The sequence below is a fragment of the Arthrobacter sp. efr-133-R2A-120 genome, from assembly GCF_030209835.1.
Taxonomy (GTDB): domain Bacteria; phylum Actinomycetota; class Actinomycetes; order Actinomycetales; family Micrococcaceae; genus Arthrobacter.
Window position 1 is genome coordinate 1 of sequence record NZ_JARVRF010000040.1, and the last position, 17,127, is coordinate 17,127.

Consider the following 17,127-nt stretch of genomic DNA (forward strand, 5'->3'; position numbering starts at 1 on the left):
CCACGCCGCCAGGGTTCCCTGGCCGAGCGAAGCGAGGTTAGGGAGGCGGTGGGGACTAGCCCGGGAAGGAAGGATCTACCGGACCCTTGAGTTGCAGTTCCCAGCCGTTGCCCACTCGTTGGAACACGCCTGCCCCTGACTGTCCGAAGATCTGCTCCGGTCCGTTGCCTGCGCTGATAGTCGTCAGGTTCGGCCATGCCGGTAGCAGCTGCGGCTGGCTCGACGTCAAGGACAACAGTTCGGGAACCACGTTCTCGGTTGACGAGGCTTTCATCACCGCGACCGTCGTGGAATTGACCCAAACCCCTTGATCAACCGGAGCGGAGGCGAACAAGGTGAGGGGTGAAGTCAGATCCTTGGGGGTCCCGTCAGGATTGCGGACAATACCGGTCACCTGCACCGATGACTTGCCGTTCATCTCGGAGATGACCAATGCGCGCGTCCCTTCGCGGGATATCCGGAAGTCCCTCACCACGCGCCCTGCCAGCCATGGCGGCGCCATCGTCACCGTGGGGACGGGCTGGCCCTGGGGAACGTTGGACGGTTTGAACGCCACCACCTCGGTGGCACCGTTGGCTCCCGGGCCTGCCGTCCAGACCCAGTCCTGCGGGCTGAAGGAGGGATGGCTCAGGGTGCTCCTGGTTGTCAGTTGACGGGCGGGTTGGCCCGGAATCATCGAATACAGGACGGTTCCGGCACCGTTGAGGAAGGCCACGGCCTGGGATGTCGGGGACTCTGCGGGAGCGCTCGGATTCAGCCCGGCCACCGGCTGCATGTCCGGGAGGGCCGAGACCCTGTTGTTCTCGTAGCGCACGAGTTCGTCATTGCTGATGGCGATTTGGCGCGCAGGAGCATTCTTCTCAAGCACTGGCGGCAGGACCGAACCGTTGTCCTCCACCCGGACAAGGTCCTGGTCAGCCCGCAACTGAACGTTCACCACGTCCGGCTGGCTACGGAAGGTCAAGGTTAGTTGGTTTTGCATGCGCTGCCGGTCCTCGGCAGAGGCATCCACGAGTTCCTTCGCGGAAAGGTCCACCTGGGCTGCGCCCGACACAACCGGCACGGACTCCCGGGCCAGTTTCATGCCGGAAGGAAAAGCACTGACCACCGCGCCCTGGAGGTAGGGCGCGGGACCGTCAAGCAAGGCGCTGGTCATCGCCTTGACAGTGTTCTTCTTGATGAACCACCGGACGTCCGGAACCGCATACATAAACGTAGGGTCGTAGAAATAGATGGGCTGGGCCGCGTAGATGACTTTGAACGTCTCTTCCGGGATCGCGGTGCCGTCCGGGACCGCTGAGATCCGCCATTCGCCGTCGACCTGTTCCAGGGTCACCGGAATTGTTTCGGTTGTTCCTTCCGGGAACTGCGTCGCGACGCCGTCGGCGTCAACCGAGTAAGCGAGGTCCAACTGGTACTTGAACTCGTTTTCCACACCGGTCTTGACGACTGTCGTCTTGCGGAAAACGAGCGTGCGCTTGTCCGACTTCCAGCTCACGGACAGCGCCTGCGTGAGGTATTGCCGGGCCACCGCGTAGTCGCCTTCGTAACCGCTGCCTGCACCATAGAAGTCTTCGATGATGGACTCGGGAGTGGCTCCGGGGTGTGGCGGCGGAGGGAAGAAGACGGGAGCGTTCGGGTTGCCCGCGCTCTCGTCCTTGCTCTTCCCCACGGGACCGGACCTCGGGATCTGCGCGCAGGAACTAAGGACCACCATGAGGACAGCAAGAACGGCAATCACGGCCTTTAACACGTACGGGCGCCGGGAAAGGTAAAGGCGTTGGGAACTCAAGGTGCCGTCCCCCCTTGGGGTTTGTCGGCGTCGTCGTTTCCGGCTGAAGGCAGTACGGGAGGCAGTACGGGGGGCAGTACAGGCGGCAGTGACGGAGCCTCCTCCGGCTTCGGATCCGCCGCGGAAGCGCGCTCCTGGGGCGGGTCGCCCGCATCCAGAACGAGCATCTGGCGCTCAGGGGCGGCGCCCGGCAAATGGATGTCTGCGGGTTCAAGCTGCAACGGTGATTTCACGATGGTGCCTCCCTTCTTGAGGGGCAGCGTCAGCCGGAAGTTCGAACCGGATCCCTTGCGCCCCCAAGCCTGCAGCCAACCGTTGTGGAGCTTGGTGTCCTCCGCAGCGATGGAAAGTCCCAGTCCGCTGCCACCCGTCGTCCGGGCTCGCGCGGGATCGGCGCGCCAGAAACGATCGAAGACCCGCGCGGCTTCTGCCGGGCTCATCCCTATGCCGAAGTCACGCACGGAGATGGCGACAGCGTCGTGATTGGCCGCAACGGAAACGTGGACGGGCTTCCCCTCGCCGTGTTCGACGGCGTTGAGCAGCAGGTTCCGCAGGATGCGGTCGATCCGGCGGGCGTCCATCTCCACGATGATCCGCTTGTGGCGCGAGGTAAGGCGCACTTCGGAGCCGTACTCCGCGGCAACAGGCGAGGCGCCGTCGATGACATGCGAGACGACCTGGAAGATGTCCGTCGGCTCGGAGTCCAACACCGCGGCTCCGGCGTCGAAGCGTGAAATCTCCAGCAGGTCCGAGAGCAAGGACTGGAAGCGCTCCACCTGGTTGTAGAGCAGTTCCGCGGAGCGCTTGTTGATGGGGTCGAAGTCGTCGCGGGCATCGAACAGCACTTCCGCCGCCATCCGGACGGTGGTGAGCGGTGTCCGCAGTTCATGGGACACATCGGAGACAAACCGTTGCTGCATCTGGGACAACGTGGCCAGCTGCGTAATCTGTTCCTGCAGGCTCGCGGCCATATGGTTGAAGGAGGCGCCCAGCCTGGCCACCTCGTCTTCGCCCTTGACCACCATCCGTTCCTGCAACTGGCCCGCGGCCAGCTTCTCGGAGACGACCGCGGCGTGGCTTACGGGACTCACGACGTTCCTGGTCACGTACCAGGCAATCCCGCCGATCATCAGGATGAGTGCGGCGCCGCCCGCCCACAGCACGTTCTGGATTTCGTCCAGGGTTTGTTGGGCGGTATCCAGGTCATAGAGGAGATAGAGCTCGTAGACCGTGCCGTTGAACGTGACCTTGTTGCCGACGGCGATGCCGGGGTGGTCCTGGTTGCCGACAGGGAACTCAGTGGAAGCCCAGTACTGGTCCTTGCCCGATTCCTGCACCGACTTGCGAAGTGCCGGAGGAATGACGCGGACAGTCAATTGATCCGAGGCCCGCGATTCCACCCACCGGTTGCGCGGCTTGGTTTGTTCGGGCATCGCTTCGAACACGTATCGCCGCTGGATGACCGAGCCGTTGCCCTCCACTGCCTTGAGGGTGTCGTAGACGAGGGTGATGACGCTTGATTGGTCGTTGGCCTGTGAGCCGTCGAAGGTGTCCTGGACTTGCTTGACGTAGTAACGGCTCTCGGATTCGGCCTGCTTCAAACGCTCCTGGAACAGGTTGTTCGCTATTTGGTTCGAGAGGTACGCACCGACCACCGCAAATGACACCATCGACAGTACGATCGTCACCGCGACGGTCCTGAATTCGAGCGAGCGGCGCCAACGGCGCAGCAGCGCGCGCCACAAATACCGGATTCCCGGCCGGATGTGGCGAAGTCCGGTCACTACAAGGCGGGAGACACGCAGTGCCAGAATCAGGGCGCGGCGTGTCCAAATGCGGGTGCGCTCCAGGATCCACGGGAGGTTCAGTGCCCGGGCATCCGTGTGTTCCGGGACAGGATGTCCTGAAGCGGGATGTTTGACCTTGGCCGCCGGGGCCTCTTGGTCAGTGCCGGGCTCGCCGGTGGAAGACTCAGGCGCCTGCTTTATATCCGACACCACGAACCGTCAATACAACTTCGGGAGCTTCCGGGTCACGCTCAATCTTGGACCGGAGGCGCTGGACATGGACATTGACCAGCCGGGTGTCGGCAGCGTGGCGATAGCCCCATACCTGCTCTAGGAGCAGTTCACGGGTGAAGACCTGCCAGGGCTTGCGCGCCAGCGCGACCAAGAGATCGAATTCCAGCGGCGTCAGCGAAATCCGCTCTCCGCCGCGTGTCACCAAGTGGCCCGCGACGTCGATGGTGACGTCGGCAATCCGCAGGGTCTCGGGCGCCTTCTGGTCTCCGGGACGCAGCCGGGCGCGGACCCGGGCCACGAGTTCGGCCGGCTTGAAAGGCTTGGGCACGTAGTCATCGGCACCGGATTCAAGGCCGCGGACGACGTCGGAGGTGTCCGATTTGGCGGTGAGCATGACGATGGGAACGTCCGACTCCCCGCGGATCTGGCGGCACACTTCGATGCCATCCGATCCGGGCAGCATGAGGTCAAGCAGTACCAGATCTGGCTTTGAGGAACGGAAGACCTCCAGTGCTTGCCCGCCGTCCGCGCAAAAAACCGGGTCGAAGCCGTCGTTCCGCAGCACGATGCCGATCATTTCGGCCAGCGCTTCGTCGTCGTCTACTACCAGGATGCGTGCCTTCATAGTTATATATTCCCTTATCACCAGGCCTTTGTCCCGTTGAGCCAGATCACGGCATGGCGCGCTGCAGCCAGCAGGCGATTGGGCTATGAGGCGCGACGGCGGAACTATAGGCTGGGCGAACGGCCCCTTTCGGGGTCCCGTGCATTGCTGCGGACGCATCTTTTGGGGAGGAAAAAGTGTCACAGCCAGATCCGGGGAACCGGCCCGAACAGGGACCGCAGCCACCGTGGGGCGCCCAGCCACCGTGGGGCGCGCCGCAGCCAGGCGCCCAGCCACCGTGGGGCGCGCCGCAGCCAGGCGCCCAGCCACCGTGGGGCGCCCAGCCACAGCCCGGCGCCCAGCCACAGTGGGGCTCCCAGCCGCAATGGGGCGTGCCACAGTATCCGGGGCAAGCGTGGGGCGCGCCGATCGATCCGCGTTGGCCGGGCGGCGGTCCGCCGCCCTATGGCCAGCCCCGCTATGTGGCTCCCCCGAAACCCGGAATCGTGCCCCTCCGGCCGCTCTTCTTCGGTGAGATCATGGACGGCGCCTTCCAGACCATCCGCCGGAACGCCAAAACCATGTTCGGCTCCGCCCTTATTGTCCAGGCGGTCACCGGTGCATTGAGCACGGTGGCCGCGCTGGGCATGCTCGGGATGGTCCGACCTCCCGTAGGAGGATTCACGAGCCAAGACGACGCGATGCGCTATCTTGGCCCGATCATGAGCGCCACTGCCGGGATTCTGGGAATTTCCTTGCTCGCCATGGTGCTCGCCGCCATCCTTCAGGGCGTCATGGCCATCCCCGTCGCCCGGTCGGCGCTGAACCGGCCCACCGGTTTCAAGCAAATGTGGTCCCTGGCCCGCTCCCGTATCTGGCCCCTGGTAGGCCTTGCCTTCCTCTTGCTTGCCGGATCGTTGGTGTTCTTCCTGGTCCTGTTCGTGCTGGCCGCCCTCATCCTGACCGGCTCGGGACCGGCCGGGGCGCTTTTGCTTCTCCCGTTGGGATTCGGTGCGATCGTCGTTTATGTCTGGATCTACACCAAGCTGATGGTGGCCCCCGCCGCGATCACTGTAGAAGAACTCGGCGTCTTCGCCGGTCTCGGGCGCTCGTGGGCGCTGACCACCGGGAACTGGTGGCGGATCTTCGGAATCACGCTACTGGTGGCCTTCATGGTGGGTATCATCGGGTCGGTCATCCAGATTCCCCTGAGCATGGCGTCCGGTGGAGTAACCTCTGTATTCGCACCCCATGCCGGCGCCTCGCAGGTGACCACCACGGCGATTGTCCTGCTTGTGGTTTCGCAGGTCGTAGCGGTCCTCATAAGTGCAGTCGGCTTCGCTTTCCAGACCTCCGTGGCAGCCTTGATCTACATGGACCTGAGGATGCGGCGGGACGGCCTGGACGTGGAGCTCCTCCGACTTCTGGAGTCTGGAGAAGATCCCGACGGCGTTCCGGGCCGGCGCCGGGCACCTCAAGCCGGTCCGCGTCCATGGCCGCCAAACCCCGCTCAGGGTTTCCCCACAGGATGATTGCGGCATCCGCGCCCTTCGCGCTTCCTTTCGCCGCCTCCAAGCCTCCCGTTGATCCGGACCGCGGAGAAGCCCAACGGTGGGCGGTTGAGGAACTGTCCAAACCGCAGTACGCATCTGCCAAACCCAATTGGATCGATCAGATGTGGAACCAGTTCATCGACTGGCTCCGATCTTTGAATGGCAATTCCATCAGCGGGCCAAATATCGGCATGCCGTTGATCGCCGCCTTGGCCGTAGTCCTCATCGTGGTTGCCGTGATTGTGGTCAGGCCGAGGCTCAACGCCCGAAAGAAGACGTCAGCAGAGGTTTTCGACGGCGAGGCAACAGTTGATGCCGATGCCTTCCGCGCCCGGGCATCTGCTGCGGCAAGCCGCGAGGACTGGCAAACGGCCGTCGTCGAACAGTTCCGCGCTGTGGTTCGCTCTGCGGAGGACCGGGCAGTCATCGATATCCAGGTTGGCCGGACAGCGGACGAGGCGGCTGCTCAATTGGGGCGCGCGTTCGGGGCAGCCAGTTCGCGCCTTGAGGAAGCGGCGCGGATTTTCGATGGCGTGAAATACGGGAAGGCAAGCGCCACCGCGTCCGATCACGCCGCGGTGCTGGCATTGGACACCGGGTTATCGGCCATGAAACCTGATTTCGCCGGGCACTCCGCCAACGGTTTCGCGGTGCCGCGATGACTGCGGACACTCAAACACTCCGGTGGTCGGCGCAGTTTCGGGGCTGGATGCGCCGCCAAATGGCCTGGCTCATCATCGGAGCCATCGTCGCGGCACTGGGCATTGCCACCCTGGCCCAATCCCCCGCAAACGCGGACAAGGAACCCCTCTCTCCCAGCAATCCCGCACCGGATGGTGCCATGGCCACGGCCGAAATCCTCCGGCGGCACGGCGTCGCGGTCACGGAATCCGATTCGTTCGCGGCGACAGCCTCCATGCTCGCTGGGAAACCACGCGCCACCGTCTTCCTGTATGACCGCAATGGCTATCTCGGCCCCACCCAGTTGCACAGCTTGCTGCAATCGGCTGCCCGCGTGGTGGTCGTGGCCCCCGGCCTCCGAACCCTTACCGGACTGGGCAGCGAGATCCATAACGCGGGGGTGGTTCCCGACAGCACTTCAACGTTGGGAGCGGGGTGCGTTCAGGCTGATCCACTCGCCGCAGGGGATGTCTCCGGCAAGGGTGGATTCCTTTACAAGGGCGCCGAGGTGACCTGCTACAGGCCGAGTAGCAACGACGGCGGCATGTACGCGGCGAGCGCGGACGGTCGCTTGGTGGTTCTCGGCAGCACAGCCCTGCTCAGCAACGATCTGCTGCAGGAAGAGGGCAATGCCGCCTTGGCCCTCCGAACTCTCGGGCCGACTCCGGATCTCGTCTGGTATCTTCCGGGCCTCGGAGACGTACCAAGCGACGGCAGACCGCCCACGCTGAATGAATTGGCGCCACCGTGGGTTGGCTTCCTGGGATTGTGGTTGGCGGTGGTCGCGTTGCTGGCTGTGCTGTGGCGCGGCAGGCGGCTTGGTCCGCTCGTATTCGAGCCGCTGCCGGTGGTGGTCAAGGCCGTGGAGACCGCCGAAGGCCGCGCCCGCCTCTACCAGGATTCCCGCGCCGTCGGCCAGGCGGCCGATAATCTGCGGTCCGGAACTTTGACCAGGCTTGCCAAGCACTTCCGGCTCGGCCCCGAGGCCGGCGCAGATGCCGTACTCGATGCCGTGGCCCGAAAGGTCGACCGGCCGGCACAGGAGCTGCGTATGCTCCTGCTGGAGCACCGGCCACGCACCGAATCAGAACTCGTCCAATGGGCACAAAGCATCGAAACACTCGAGCAGGAGGCAATAGCCCAATGAGTAATCAAGCACAGAGCAATCAAGCACAGAGCAATCAGGCACAGAGCAATCAAGCAGACGGTTTCACCGACGGCGCCTATGGCTACCCGGGAGGTCCGGCGTCGCAGGAGCCGGCGGTGCAGGCAGCCACCCGGTCCGATCCTGCCCGCAAAGCCCTGCTGGACGTCCGTCACGAAGTCGGCAAGGCCGTCGTCGGGCAGGATGCAACGGTGACTGGCATGCTCATCGCGCTGCTCTGCGGAGGCCACGTGCTGCTTGAGGGCGTTCCGGGCGTTGCCAAGACACTGCTGGTGCGGGCCTTGTCCACGGCGCTGAGCCTGGATACGAAGCGTGTCCAGTTCACTCCGGACCTCATGCCGGGTGACGTCACCGGATCGCTCGTCTACGACTCGCACACCTCGGAATTCACCTTCCGGGAAGGGCCGGTGTTCACCAACATCATGCTGGCGGACGAAATCAACCGAACGCCGCCCAAGACCCAGGCTTCGCTGCTGGAGGCAATGGAGGAGCGCCAGGTATCCGTTGACGGACTCTCCCGGCCCCTGCCGTCGCCGTTCATTGTCGCCGCCACGCAGAACCCCGTCGAGTACGAGGGCACGTATCCCCTGCCGGAGGCCCAGCTGGACCGTTTCCTCCTCAAGCTCTCCATGCCGCTGCCCGGACGTGCCGAAGAGATCGAAGTGGTCCGCAGGCATTCGGAAGGTTTTGATCCGCGCAACTTGCTGGCCGCGGGAGTCAGGCCCGTGGCGGGCGTCGCCGAACTCCAAAATGCCCGCGACGCGGTGGCCGGAGTGACAGTGGCCCCCGAGATCCTCGGCTACATTGTGGACGTCGTGCGGGCGACCCGGGCGGCGCCGTCGTTCCAGTTGGGAGTCTCCCCACGCGGCGCCACAGCGCTGCTGAACACCTCGCGTGCCTGGGCCTGGTTGTCCGGACGCAACTTCGTCACCCCCGACGACGTCAAAGCGCTCTCCCTGCCATGTTTGAGGCACCGTGTGGGGCTTCGTCCCGAAGCCCAAATGGACGGTGTGAGCGTAGACGATGTCCTCGGCAGCATCCTGGCTTCTGTTCCCGTGCCGCGCTGATTGGCCGTGCCCCATGACTGTCCCGTCCACGACCATCCAGGGGTGCTGAATGGCAATCACAGGCCGCTTTGTGCTGCTGGCTTTCGCCGCGTTGGCCCCCTTGGTGCTGTTTCCCGCCTGGGCTACGATCCTTCTCACCACCGCCGTGCTGCTGGCCCTGGTGTTGTCCGACCTCCTGCTGGCCGCATCGCCCGCCAAGATCATGCTTCAGCGGACAGACCTCGGAAATGTCACCCTGAACTCGGAAACGGAATCCGTCCTGACGCTGGAAAACGGCAACCGGCGGACCTTCCGCGGAATGGTGCGCGACGCCTGGCAGCCCTCCGCGGGGACCGTCGCCCCGGTTCAGCGTGTCGAGATCCCGGCTGGTGAGCGGCGGCGAATATCGGTACGGCTGAGGCCAACACGGCGGGGCGACCTTACGGCACCGCACGTAACGCTGCGTTCCTTCGGCCCGCTCGGCCTGGCCGCCAGGCAACGTACCGTGGCCCTTCCCGGCCGCCTGCGCGTCCTGCCGCCGTTCCATTCCAAGCGGCATTTGCCGTCGAAGCTACGGAAACTGCGGGAGCTCGATGGCAAGGCCGCTGTCCAGATCCGCGGGGCGGGCACGGAGTTCGATTCCCTCCGCGATTACGTCCGGGGCGACGACGTGCGCTCCATCGACTGGCGGGCAACCGCCAGGCGCACCGCCGTCGTCGTCCGGACCTGGCGACCGGAACGGGACCGCCGCGTCGTGATCATGCTCGACACCTCGCGCACTGCAGCCGCCCGAATCGACGACGAGCCCCGCCTGGACACGGGGATGGAAGCGGCTCTCCTGCTGGCGGTGCTTGCTGAGCGGGGCGGAGACCGCGTGGACTTCTTCGCCTTCGACAGGCGCGTCCGCGGGCGCGTCGATTCAGCGGCGAAGGGCAACCTCCTCGGCTCCTTGGTGCAGGCCATGGCTCCGCTTGAGGCGGAACTGATCGAGATGGATTGGGCCCAAGTCCCGGCCCAGGTGCGGGCCATTTCGGCGCACCGCTCCCTCGTGGTCCTGTTGACCTCGCTCGACAGCGGCGCCCCCGAAGAAGGACTCATTCCCTTGGTGGCGCAACTGGTACGTCAGCACGTCGTGCTGATCGGATCGGTCCGGGACCCCTTGCTGGGGCGAATGAAGGAAGAACGCACGACGGCGAGCCAGGTCTTCCGTGCCTCGGCCGCCGAACGTGCCCTGCTGGACCGTGAGGCCGTCAGCGCCCAATTGCGCCAGCTCGGGGCGGAGGTAGTCGACGCCGAGCCGTTGGAACTGCCGCCGCTCCTGGCGGATGCGTACATACGGCTGAAGGCTGCCGGGCGCCTGTAGCCTGGCCAGGCACCGAGTCCAGAAATCAACAACCGGAATCCGAGGAAAGCACATGAGCACACCCATCTACGAGTTGGCGCTGGGCGCCAAGTTCCGGCAGTTGCAGCCCGAGCTCCAGGACTACTTTTCCCTTGCCCCGGGCTCCGGATCCTACGGAATCGGCGAGGGCGTGTTCGAGGTGGTCGGTTGCCGGCAGCAGTGGCTCCGCCCACTCCTTGCCACGGTTGCCGGGGAAGAGGCCTTCTTCCCCGAGTACGGCGAGCGCATCCCGTTCCGCATCGAAAATCATGCCCATTTTGATCCGTTCGGACGGTCCAGCCTCACGGCCCGGCGTGAAATCTTCTTTCCCGGGCACACCCGCTTGTTCCACGACACCACCGTCGCGGAGACCACAAGCGAGGGCGGCACGCGCCTGGTCGACTATCTGGGCCGGCATCGAAGGCTGGCCACGGCGTTGGATCTGGATGTGACACCGGAGGGGCGGCTTCGCGGCGTCTCGGGTGATTCGCGTTTGTTCCTGGGTCCGCTGAGGCTCGCCTTGCCGGCTTCCCTTGACGCGAAGGCCTATGCCGAGCAGTGGTGGGACGCGGCAGAAGGCAAGCATCGGATCCAGGTGAAGGTGCTCCAGCCACACGTCGGACTGGTCCTGGTCTACGCGGGATCCTTCGACTACCGTTTGGCGCCGTCGCTGCCCGCGACGGACGGCGCGGCAGCCCCGCGAACCGCCACCGCCGCCGTCGGGCTCCCCCGCTACGCCGAGCCGGACCGTTGGGAACGGCGCGTCTAGAGGGAGCCGGACGGCAGGCTACCCGAGCGCGAGCTGGTTCAGCCCGTCCGCAAGCTGGGTCAAACGGTTCAGAACCTCTTTGGCTCCCGACGGCGAATATCCGGCCAACCCGTCCGACGGCGTGACGCGCACGGCCCCCAGGCTCGACGCCGGTAGGCCGAGTTGGCGCCAAGGCTGCCAGACGGTGTCCACGAGCTCAGCGGTGCGTGGCAGGGTTGCCCTTGGGTTCTCTACGGGCAAAGCGCCGGCCCACAAGCGTTTGCCCGCTTCCACCGCAGTGGCAATCTGTTCCCATTGGCGCGTGGTGAGCGCTTTGAGGGGAACGGCGACGCCGTCGGCTCCGGAGGCGAGGATCTGCTGGATGGGGGCTTCGATCTCCGGAACGGAAACCACAATCTCCGCCACCCCTGCGGCCCGCAGCGCGTCGACCACCAACCGCCAGGCTCCCGTGACTTCTTCGCCAGGGATGGAGCGCAGCGTGCGGTAGCCGCTCGCCGTGGGAATGGTGCCGGCCAACACTGAAGAGATGTCCGGTTCGTCGAGCTGGACCACAATACCGGCGCCGGGCACGGCAGCACGGACTTTCGATACGTGCTCGGCGACGCCGGCGGCCAAAGACTCCGCGATGTCCCTGCGGGCACCGTAGTCAAGAAGGGCGCGCTCCCCATTGTGCAAGTAGAGGCCCGCCGCGAGGCTTAGGGGCCCGCGCAACTGAATCTTGAGATCCTGGGCGGAGGATTCTTCCGAGCCGGCAACGTCGGCCAGGATGTTGATGTCCATAGCGAGGGCGGACTTCGCACGCCGCAGGTCCTTGCCCGGGCGGTCCACCAGGCGCCAGCCGTGCGGTTGCACATCGATGGCCAGCTCGACAAGGAGCGATGCCGTCCGGCCGAGGGCGTCGGAGCCAACGCCTCGGTCCGGAAGCTCGGCCAGGAACGGCAGGTGCGGGCTGCCCAGCTCGCCACGGATGACCCGTGCCGCCTCAGCAGGATCCGTCCCGGGCCAAGGACCCAACGCCGTAGCGGTGACCTGGTTCTGCGCGGTTTCGGCAGGCACGGGTTCAGGCCTGCGCGATGGAAGCCTGGTGGCCTTCGGCGATTGCCTCGTGGTGCCGGATGACCTCACTGATGATGAAATTCAGGAACTTCTCCGCAAAGGCAGGATCGAGGTGCGCTTCTTCGGCGAGCCGGCGGAGCCGCTCAATCTGGGCGGACTCGCGCCCCGGGTCCCCGGCAGGAAGCTTGTGCGTCGCCTTGAGGACGCCCACTTTCTGCGTGGCCTTGAAGCGTTCCGCGAGGAGGAAGACGAGGGTGGCATCGATGTTGTCGATGCTTGAGCGGATGGAGAGCAACTCGTCCATGACGGCCTGGTCCACCCGGCCGGCGAGGGAGCTGGCAGAAGGATCGAAGGAGTCGGCGTCGGGGAGGGCGTGGTTCTGCTCGGTCATTCCTCCAGTCTAGGGTGTGCTGGCCGCCGTCCGAGGGGCAGAATGGGCATGTCCGCGCCGATGATAAGGAGAGCACGCATGAAAATCGCAGTTCTTGGCACCGGAATGGTGGGGCATGCCCTGGCCGGCAAATTGGTGGCGGTAGGCCACGAGGTCATGATGGGTTCCCGGGAGGCCGGCAATCCCAAGGGGACGGAGTGGGCCGCGCAGGCGGGTCCGGGGGCAAGCTCCGGTTCCTTCGCGCAGGCGGCAGCCATGGCCGAGATCGTGGTCAACGCAACCCCGGGCATGGTCTCTCTCGCGGCGTTGAGTGAAGCCGGAGCGGCGAACCTGGCGGGCAAGGTGCTTGTGGATGTGTCCAACCCGCTGGATTTTTCCGCCGGATTCCCGCCGTCGCTGTCCGTCTGCAATACCGACAGCATTGCCGAAACCATCCAGCGCTCCTTCCCCGCGGCGCGTGTGGTCAAGGCCCTCAACACCTTGACTGCTCCCCTGATGGTTGATCCGCTCAGGCTCGCAGATGGTGCCCATGACGTCTTCGTGGCGGGGAACGACGACGACGCGAAAGCCACCGTCGTCGCGCTCCTTCGGGAGTTCGGCTGGCTTCCGGAACACATCCACGACTTGGGCGGGCTCGACGTCGCGCGCGGCCTTGAAATGTGGATGCCGCTGTGGCTCCGGATCTTCGTGCGCCAGCCGAAGGACAAGCTCTTCAACATCAGCATCGTGTCCGAGTAGCCCGGTAGAACGAACATGCCCGCCCTTCGCGGAGAAGGGCGGGCATGTGTTCTTGCGGGTCGCCGCAGGAGGCGGGCTAGATGCCCAGCAGCGCGCGGTGCTCTTCTCGGCGTCGGGCCTGTTCGTCAGGATCCGGCACGGGCAGCGAGGCAATGAGCCTGCGGGTGTAGTCGTGCTGGGGATTGCCCATGATCTGGCTGCCGATCCCTTGCTCCACGAGCTCGCCTTTGTACAACACACCCACCCAGTGGGAGAGGATGTCCACGACGGCGAGGTCGTGGCTGATGAACAGCGCCGCAAAACCGAACTCTTCCTGGATGTCCTTGAACAGTTCCAGGACCTTTGCCTGCACGGAAACGTCGAGGGCCGAGGTCGGCTCGTCGGCGATCAGGAGGCGCGGGTTGAGTGCGAGCGAACGCGCCAGCGAAGCGCGCTGGCGCTGCCCGCCGGAGAGCTCGTGCGGGAAGCGCTCAGCGTACGACGCCGGCAGCTGGACCGATTCGAGCAACTGCGCCACGCGCAGGCGTGCTTGAGCCGGGCTCGGGTGGGTGTGGATGAGCAGCGGTTCCGCAACGCACTCACCGATGGTCAGGTGAGGGTTGAACGAGGCGGCCGGGTCCTGGAAGACGAAGCCGATGTCCTTGCGCAGCGGCTTGAACGTGTGTTCCTTGAAGCCCAGCATTTCGTAGCCGAGGACCTTGAGGCTGCCCCCGGTTGCCCTGTTGAGTCCCGCGATAGCGCGGCCGATGGTGGACTTGCCCGAACCGGACTCGCCGACCAGGCCGAAGACCTCGTTCTCGGAGACCGTGAAGCTCACGTTGTCCACGGCCTTGAACCCGGGCTTCCCGAGGCGGCCCGGATACTCGATGGTGAGGTTCTTGGCCTCAACCAGGATCTTTCCGCCTTGGTGCAGGCGCTCGGTGGCCCCTTCGGACGCTGAGTTACGGCCGAGGTGCGGTACCGCGGCCAGCAGCTTCTTGGTGTAGTCCTGCTTGGGCTCAGCGAAAAGGACCCTTGCGGTGGCCTCTTCGACGACGTCGCCCTGGTACATGACAACGACGCGGTCGGCCAGGTCGGCCACGACACCCATGTTGTGCGTAATGAGCACAATCGAGGTGCCGTACTTGTCCCGCAGGTCCCGGAGCAACTGAAGGATCTCGGCCTGGACAGTGACATCCAGCGCCGTCGTAGGCTCGTCTGCCACGATCAAACCGGGGTTCAAGGCGAGCGCGGCTGCGATGACCACGCGTTGCTTCTGGCCTCCGGAAAGCTGGTGGGGATAGTAGTTGACCCGGATTTCGGGATCGGGGATGCCCACCTTCCGCAGGGCTTCGGTGGCCCGTTTCTTGGCTTCCTTGGCCGAGATGCGGTGTCCGTCGGAGGCGTGTGCCCGGATGCCTTCGGCGATCTGCCAGCCGACCGTGAAGACCGGGTTCAGGGCCGTTGACGGTTCCTGGAAGACCATGGCCACGTCGCGGCCACGGATCTTGCGCAGTTTCGACGCGCTGACGCTGATGACGTTGTTGCCGTTGATCAGCACAGCCCCGGAGCTGATGGCCGTTTCAGGGAGCAGGCCGAGGATGGTCTTGGCCGTGACGGTCTTGCCGGAGCCTGACTCCCCTACGATCGCCAGCACTTCGCCGGCCTTGACCTCGAGGCTGACGTCCTTGACCGCGTAGACGTCGCCGCTGTCCGTGGCAAAGGTGACTTTGAGCCGTTCGATGTCCAGGACAGGCTGCCCGGTTGGCAGCGGTTGGTCCGAAATGTTGCCGATGTTGGTGGTCATGCCTTACCTGCTTCTGGTTCAGGAGCGGTAGTGGCCCCTGTGTTCTTGCCGTCGGTTCCTGCCGCGGCCTTGGAACGGGAGGCCTTGCCTCCGGCACGCTTGCGACCGCGCAGGCGGGGATCGTTGAGGTCGTTGATGCTCTCGCCGACCAAGGTCAGGCCCAGCACGGTGAGGACGATCGCGATACCGGGGAAGACGCCGGTCCACCAAATGCCGGAGGACGCGTCCGCCATGGCCTTGTTGAGGTCGAAGCCCCACTCCGCAGCCGAGGACGGTTCAATGCCGAAGCCCAGGAAGCCAAGGCCGGCCAGGGTCAGGATCGCTTCGGAGGCGTTCAGGGTGAACATCAGCGGTAGCGTCCTGGTGGCGTTCTTGAAGATGTGCCGGGTGATGATCCGGAGGCTGGAAGCGCCCAGGACCATGGCCGATTCCACGAAGGGCTCGGCCTTGAGCCTGATGGTTTCGGCACGGATCACGCGGAAATACTGCGGAACGAACACCACGGTGATCGAGAAGGCGCAGGCGAGGATGCCGCCCCAGAAGCTCGACTGGCCACGGCTGATGACGATCGACATGACGATCGCCAAGAGCAGGGACGGAAAGGCATAAATGGCATCGGCGATGACTACCAGCACCCGGTCCAGCCAGCCGCCGAAGTAACCGCTGAGCAGGCCCAGCGCCACGCCGAGGAAGATGGACATCGCGACGGCGACGACGATCACGGTCACCGCGGTCTGTGAACCCCACAGGACGCGGGAGAGGACGTCATAGCCGCCGACCGTGGTGCCGAGCAGGTGCTTGCTGCTCGGGGCGTCCTGGGTGGGGAACGAACCGGAAGCGTCACTGAGTTGGGAATAGCCGTATGGCGCGATGAACGGCGCGAGCACGGTGGAGAGAAGGAAGAGCCCGGTCAGGACAAGCCCGGTGATGAGCATGCCCCGCTGGAGGCCGACGCTCTTGTTGACATGGGAAATGACGGGAAGTCCGGACAGGAAGGACTTCTTCCGTCCTGAAATTGTTGCGGTGCTCATGTCAGTACCTCACTCGCGGGTCGATCAGCGCGGCGACGACGTCCACGACGAAGTTGGTGAATGCGACGATGACGGCCAGCAGCACCACGATGCCCTGGACCGCCACGAAGTCCCTGGCGTTCAGGTACTGGACCAGTTGGTAGCCAAGGCCCTTCCATTCGAAAGTGGTCTCGGTAAGCACGGCTCCGCCGAGCATCAGGGCGATCTGCAAGCCCATGACGGTGATGATGGGGATGAGCGCCGGCTTGTAGGCGTGCTTCGTCACGAGCCGGAACTCGCTCACGCCACGGGAACGGCCGGCCTCGACGTAGTCCTTGCCCAGGGTTCCGATGACGTTGGTCCGGACAAGGCGCAGGAAGACACCGGCGGTCAGGAGACCGAGGGCAATGGCGGGAAGCACAGCGTGCGACACGACGTCGCCGAGTGCGGTGAAATCGCCGCTGCGCAGGGCGTCGAGCCAATAGATGCCGGTGGGAGCGGCCAGTTGGCCCATGGTCAGCTCAGTGCGGGTGGACACGCGCCCGGCCACAGGGAGCCAGCCGAGCCAAACCGAGAACGTCAGCTTCAGCAGGAGTCCGGAGAAGAAGACCGGAGTGGCGTAGCAGAGGATGGCAAAGCAGCGCAGGAAGGCGTCTGTTGCCTTGTCGCGCCGTTGCGCGGCGATCATGCCCAGCGGGATGCCGACCGCGAGAGCCACGATCAGCGCGTTGATGGACAGCTCAAGGGTGGCTGCACCGAAGGTCGACAGCATTTCGACGACGGGGCGCCGGTCCGTGATGGTGGTGCCGAAGTTGCCGGTGATCAGCTGGCCCAGGTATTCGAAGTACTGGATAATGATCGGCCGGTCGTAACCGGCGTCGTGGATTCGCTGTGCCAGGACATCCGGAGGAAGCCGGCCGCCCTGCGCCGCGGTGATGGGGTCTCCGATGACCCGCATGAGGAAGAAGACCAGAGTCACGAGGATGAAGATCGTGGGAATGATCAGGAAGAACCTGACCACGATGTACCTGCCGAGACCCCCGCCCGCTGATTTACTCTTGGGAGCGACAGCGTCCGGTTCGACGTCGGGCACCTCTATAAGTGTTGTCATTGCTACCTAAAGTTCATTGCCCG

At 64.9% G+C, this 17,127-nt stretch carries 15 protein-coding genes; 7 read left to right on the forward strand and 8 right to left on the reverse strand.

What is annotated here, in order from left to right; genetic code table 11:
* Window positions 1–55 precede the first annotated feature (55 nt).
* The 3 genes from QRN52_RS18015 to mtrA are packed head-to-tail and all read right to left on the reverse strand — an operon-like array spanning window position 56 to window position 4,438.
* Window positions 56–1,753, reverse strand: a complete 1,698-nt coding sequence (locus QRN52_RS18015; RefSeq protein ID WP_502869728.1) for an LpqB family beta-propeller domain-containing protein — start codon at window positions 1,751–1,753, stop codon at window positions 56–58.
* A gap of 35 nt (window positions 1,754–1,788) precedes the next feature.
* Window positions 1,789–3,792, reverse strand: coding sequence for an MtrAB system histidine kinase MtrB (gene mtrB / locus QRN52_RS18020; protein WP_284754740.1), 2,004 nt, complete (start codon window positions 3,790–3,792; stop codon window positions 1,789–1,791).
* The gene (gene mtrA / locus QRN52_RS18025; protein ID WP_059387541.1) at window positions 3,764–4,438 is read right to left on the reverse strand and encodes an MtrAB system response regulator MtrA; all 675 of its coding nucleotides are present in this window, start codon (window positions 4,436–4,438) and stop codon (window positions 3,764–3,766) included. Before mtrA ends, mtrB begins: the two co-directional genes overlap by 29 nt.
* Before the next feature lie 176 nt (window positions 4,439–4,614).
* On the opposite strand from mtrA, the gene QRN52_RS18030 reads away from it, so the two are divergent.
* The 6 genes from QRN52_RS18030 to QRN52_RS18055 are packed head-to-tail and all read left to right on the forward strand — an operon-like array spanning window position 4,615 to window position 11,012.
* Complete coding sequence (locus tag QRN52_RS18030; RefSeq protein WP_284754742.1) at window positions 4,615–5,949, forward strand: DUF7847 domain-containing protein; 1,335 nt, start codon at window positions 4,615–4,617, stop codon at window positions 5,947–5,949.
* Complete coding sequence (locus tag QRN52_RS18035; RefSeq protein ID WP_284754743.1) at window positions 5,946–6,632, forward strand: DUF4129 domain-containing protein; 687 nt, start codon at window positions 5,946–5,948, stop codon at window positions 6,630–6,632. The genes QRN52_RS18030 and QRN52_RS18035 overlap by 4 nt, the downstream gene beginning before the upstream one ends.
* A 59-nt stretch (window positions 6,633–6,691) precedes the next feature.
* Window positions 6,692–7,798: a DUF4350 domain-containing protein gene (locus tag QRN52_RS18040; protein ID WP_284754744.1), complete on the forward strand. Its 1,107-nt coding sequence runs from the start codon at window positions 6,692–6,694 to the stop codon at window positions 7,796–7,798.
* Window positions 7,795–8,883, forward strand: a complete 1,089-nt coding sequence (locus QRN52_RS18045; RefSeq protein WP_284754745.1) for an AAA family ATPase — start codon at window positions 7,795–7,797, stop codon at window positions 8,881–8,883. The genes QRN52_RS18040 and QRN52_RS18045 overlap by 4 nt, the downstream gene beginning before the upstream one ends.
* A 49-nt stretch (window positions 8,884–8,932) precedes the next feature.
* Window positions 8,933–10,225 carry a DUF58 domain-containing protein gene (locus QRN52_RS18050; RefSeq protein WP_284754746.1) on the forward strand — a complete coding sequence of 431 codons (1,293 nt, stop codon included), beginning with the start codon at window positions 8,933–8,935 and terminating at the stop codon, window positions 10,223–10,225.
* A gap of 52 nt (window positions 10,226–10,277) precedes the next feature.
* Window positions 10,278–11,012, forward strand: a complete 735-nt coding sequence (locus QRN52_RS18055) for a DUF4166 domain-containing protein (RefSeq protein ID WP_284754747.1) — start codon at window positions 10,278–10,280, stop codon at window positions 11,010–11,012.
* Window positions 11,013–11,030: 18 nt separating this feature from the next.
* Here the strand turns inward: QRN52_RS18055 and QRN52_RS18060 are convergent, their stop codons facing one another.
* Together QRN52_RS18060 and QRN52_RS18065 are read right to left on the reverse strand one after the other, a co-directional pair.
* Window positions 11,031–12,068, reverse strand: a complete 1,038-nt coding sequence (locus tag QRN52_RS18060; protein WP_284754748.1) for a uroporphyrinogen decarboxylase/cobalamine-independent methonine synthase family protein — start codon at window positions 12,066–12,068, stop codon at window positions 11,031–11,033.
* 4 nt (window positions 12,069–12,072) lie between these two features.
* The gene (locus QRN52_RS18065; protein ID WP_284754749.1) at window positions 12,073–12,459 is read right to left on the reverse strand and encodes a chorismate mutase; all 387 of its coding nucleotides are present in this window, start codon (window positions 12,457–12,459) and stop codon (window positions 12,073–12,075) included.
* A gap of 78 nt (window positions 12,460–12,537) precedes the next feature.
* Here QRN52_RS18065 and QRN52_RS18070 point away from each other — a divergent pair, with 78 nt between their 5' ends.
* Window positions 12,538–13,197, forward strand: a complete 660-nt coding sequence (locus QRN52_RS18070) for an NADPH-dependent F420 reductase (RefSeq protein WP_350225163.1) — start codon at window positions 12,538–12,540, stop codon at window positions 13,195–13,197.
* A gap of 76 nt (window positions 13,198–13,273) precedes the next feature.
* Here QRN52_RS18070 and QRN52_RS18075 read toward each other — a convergent pair whose 3' ends face one another.
* From QRN52_RS18075 to QRN52_RS18085, 3 genes are read right to left on the reverse strand one after another with little or no spacing between them, the layout of a single operon-like run.
* On the reverse strand, window positions 13,274–14,983 hold the full coding sequence (locus QRN52_RS18075) for an ABC transporter ATP-binding protein (RefSeq protein ID WP_284754750.1): 1,710 nt from the start codon (window positions 14,981–14,983) through the stop codon (window positions 13,274–13,276).
* Window positions 14,980–16,014 (reverse strand): ABC transporter permease, encoded by a 1,035-nt coding sequence (locus tag QRN52_RS18080; RefSeq protein WP_284754751.1) that lies wholly within the window; start codon window positions 16,012–16,014, stop codon window positions 14,980–14,982. The genes QRN52_RS18075 and QRN52_RS18080 overlap by 4 nt, the downstream gene beginning before the upstream one ends.
* Window position 16,015: 1 nt before the next feature.
* Entirely contained in the window at window positions 16,016–17,104 is a 1,089-nt protein-coding gene (locus QRN52_RS18085; protein WP_284754752.1) for an ABC transporter permease, read from the reverse strand.
* Window positions 17,105–17,127: the final 23 nt, after the last annotated feature.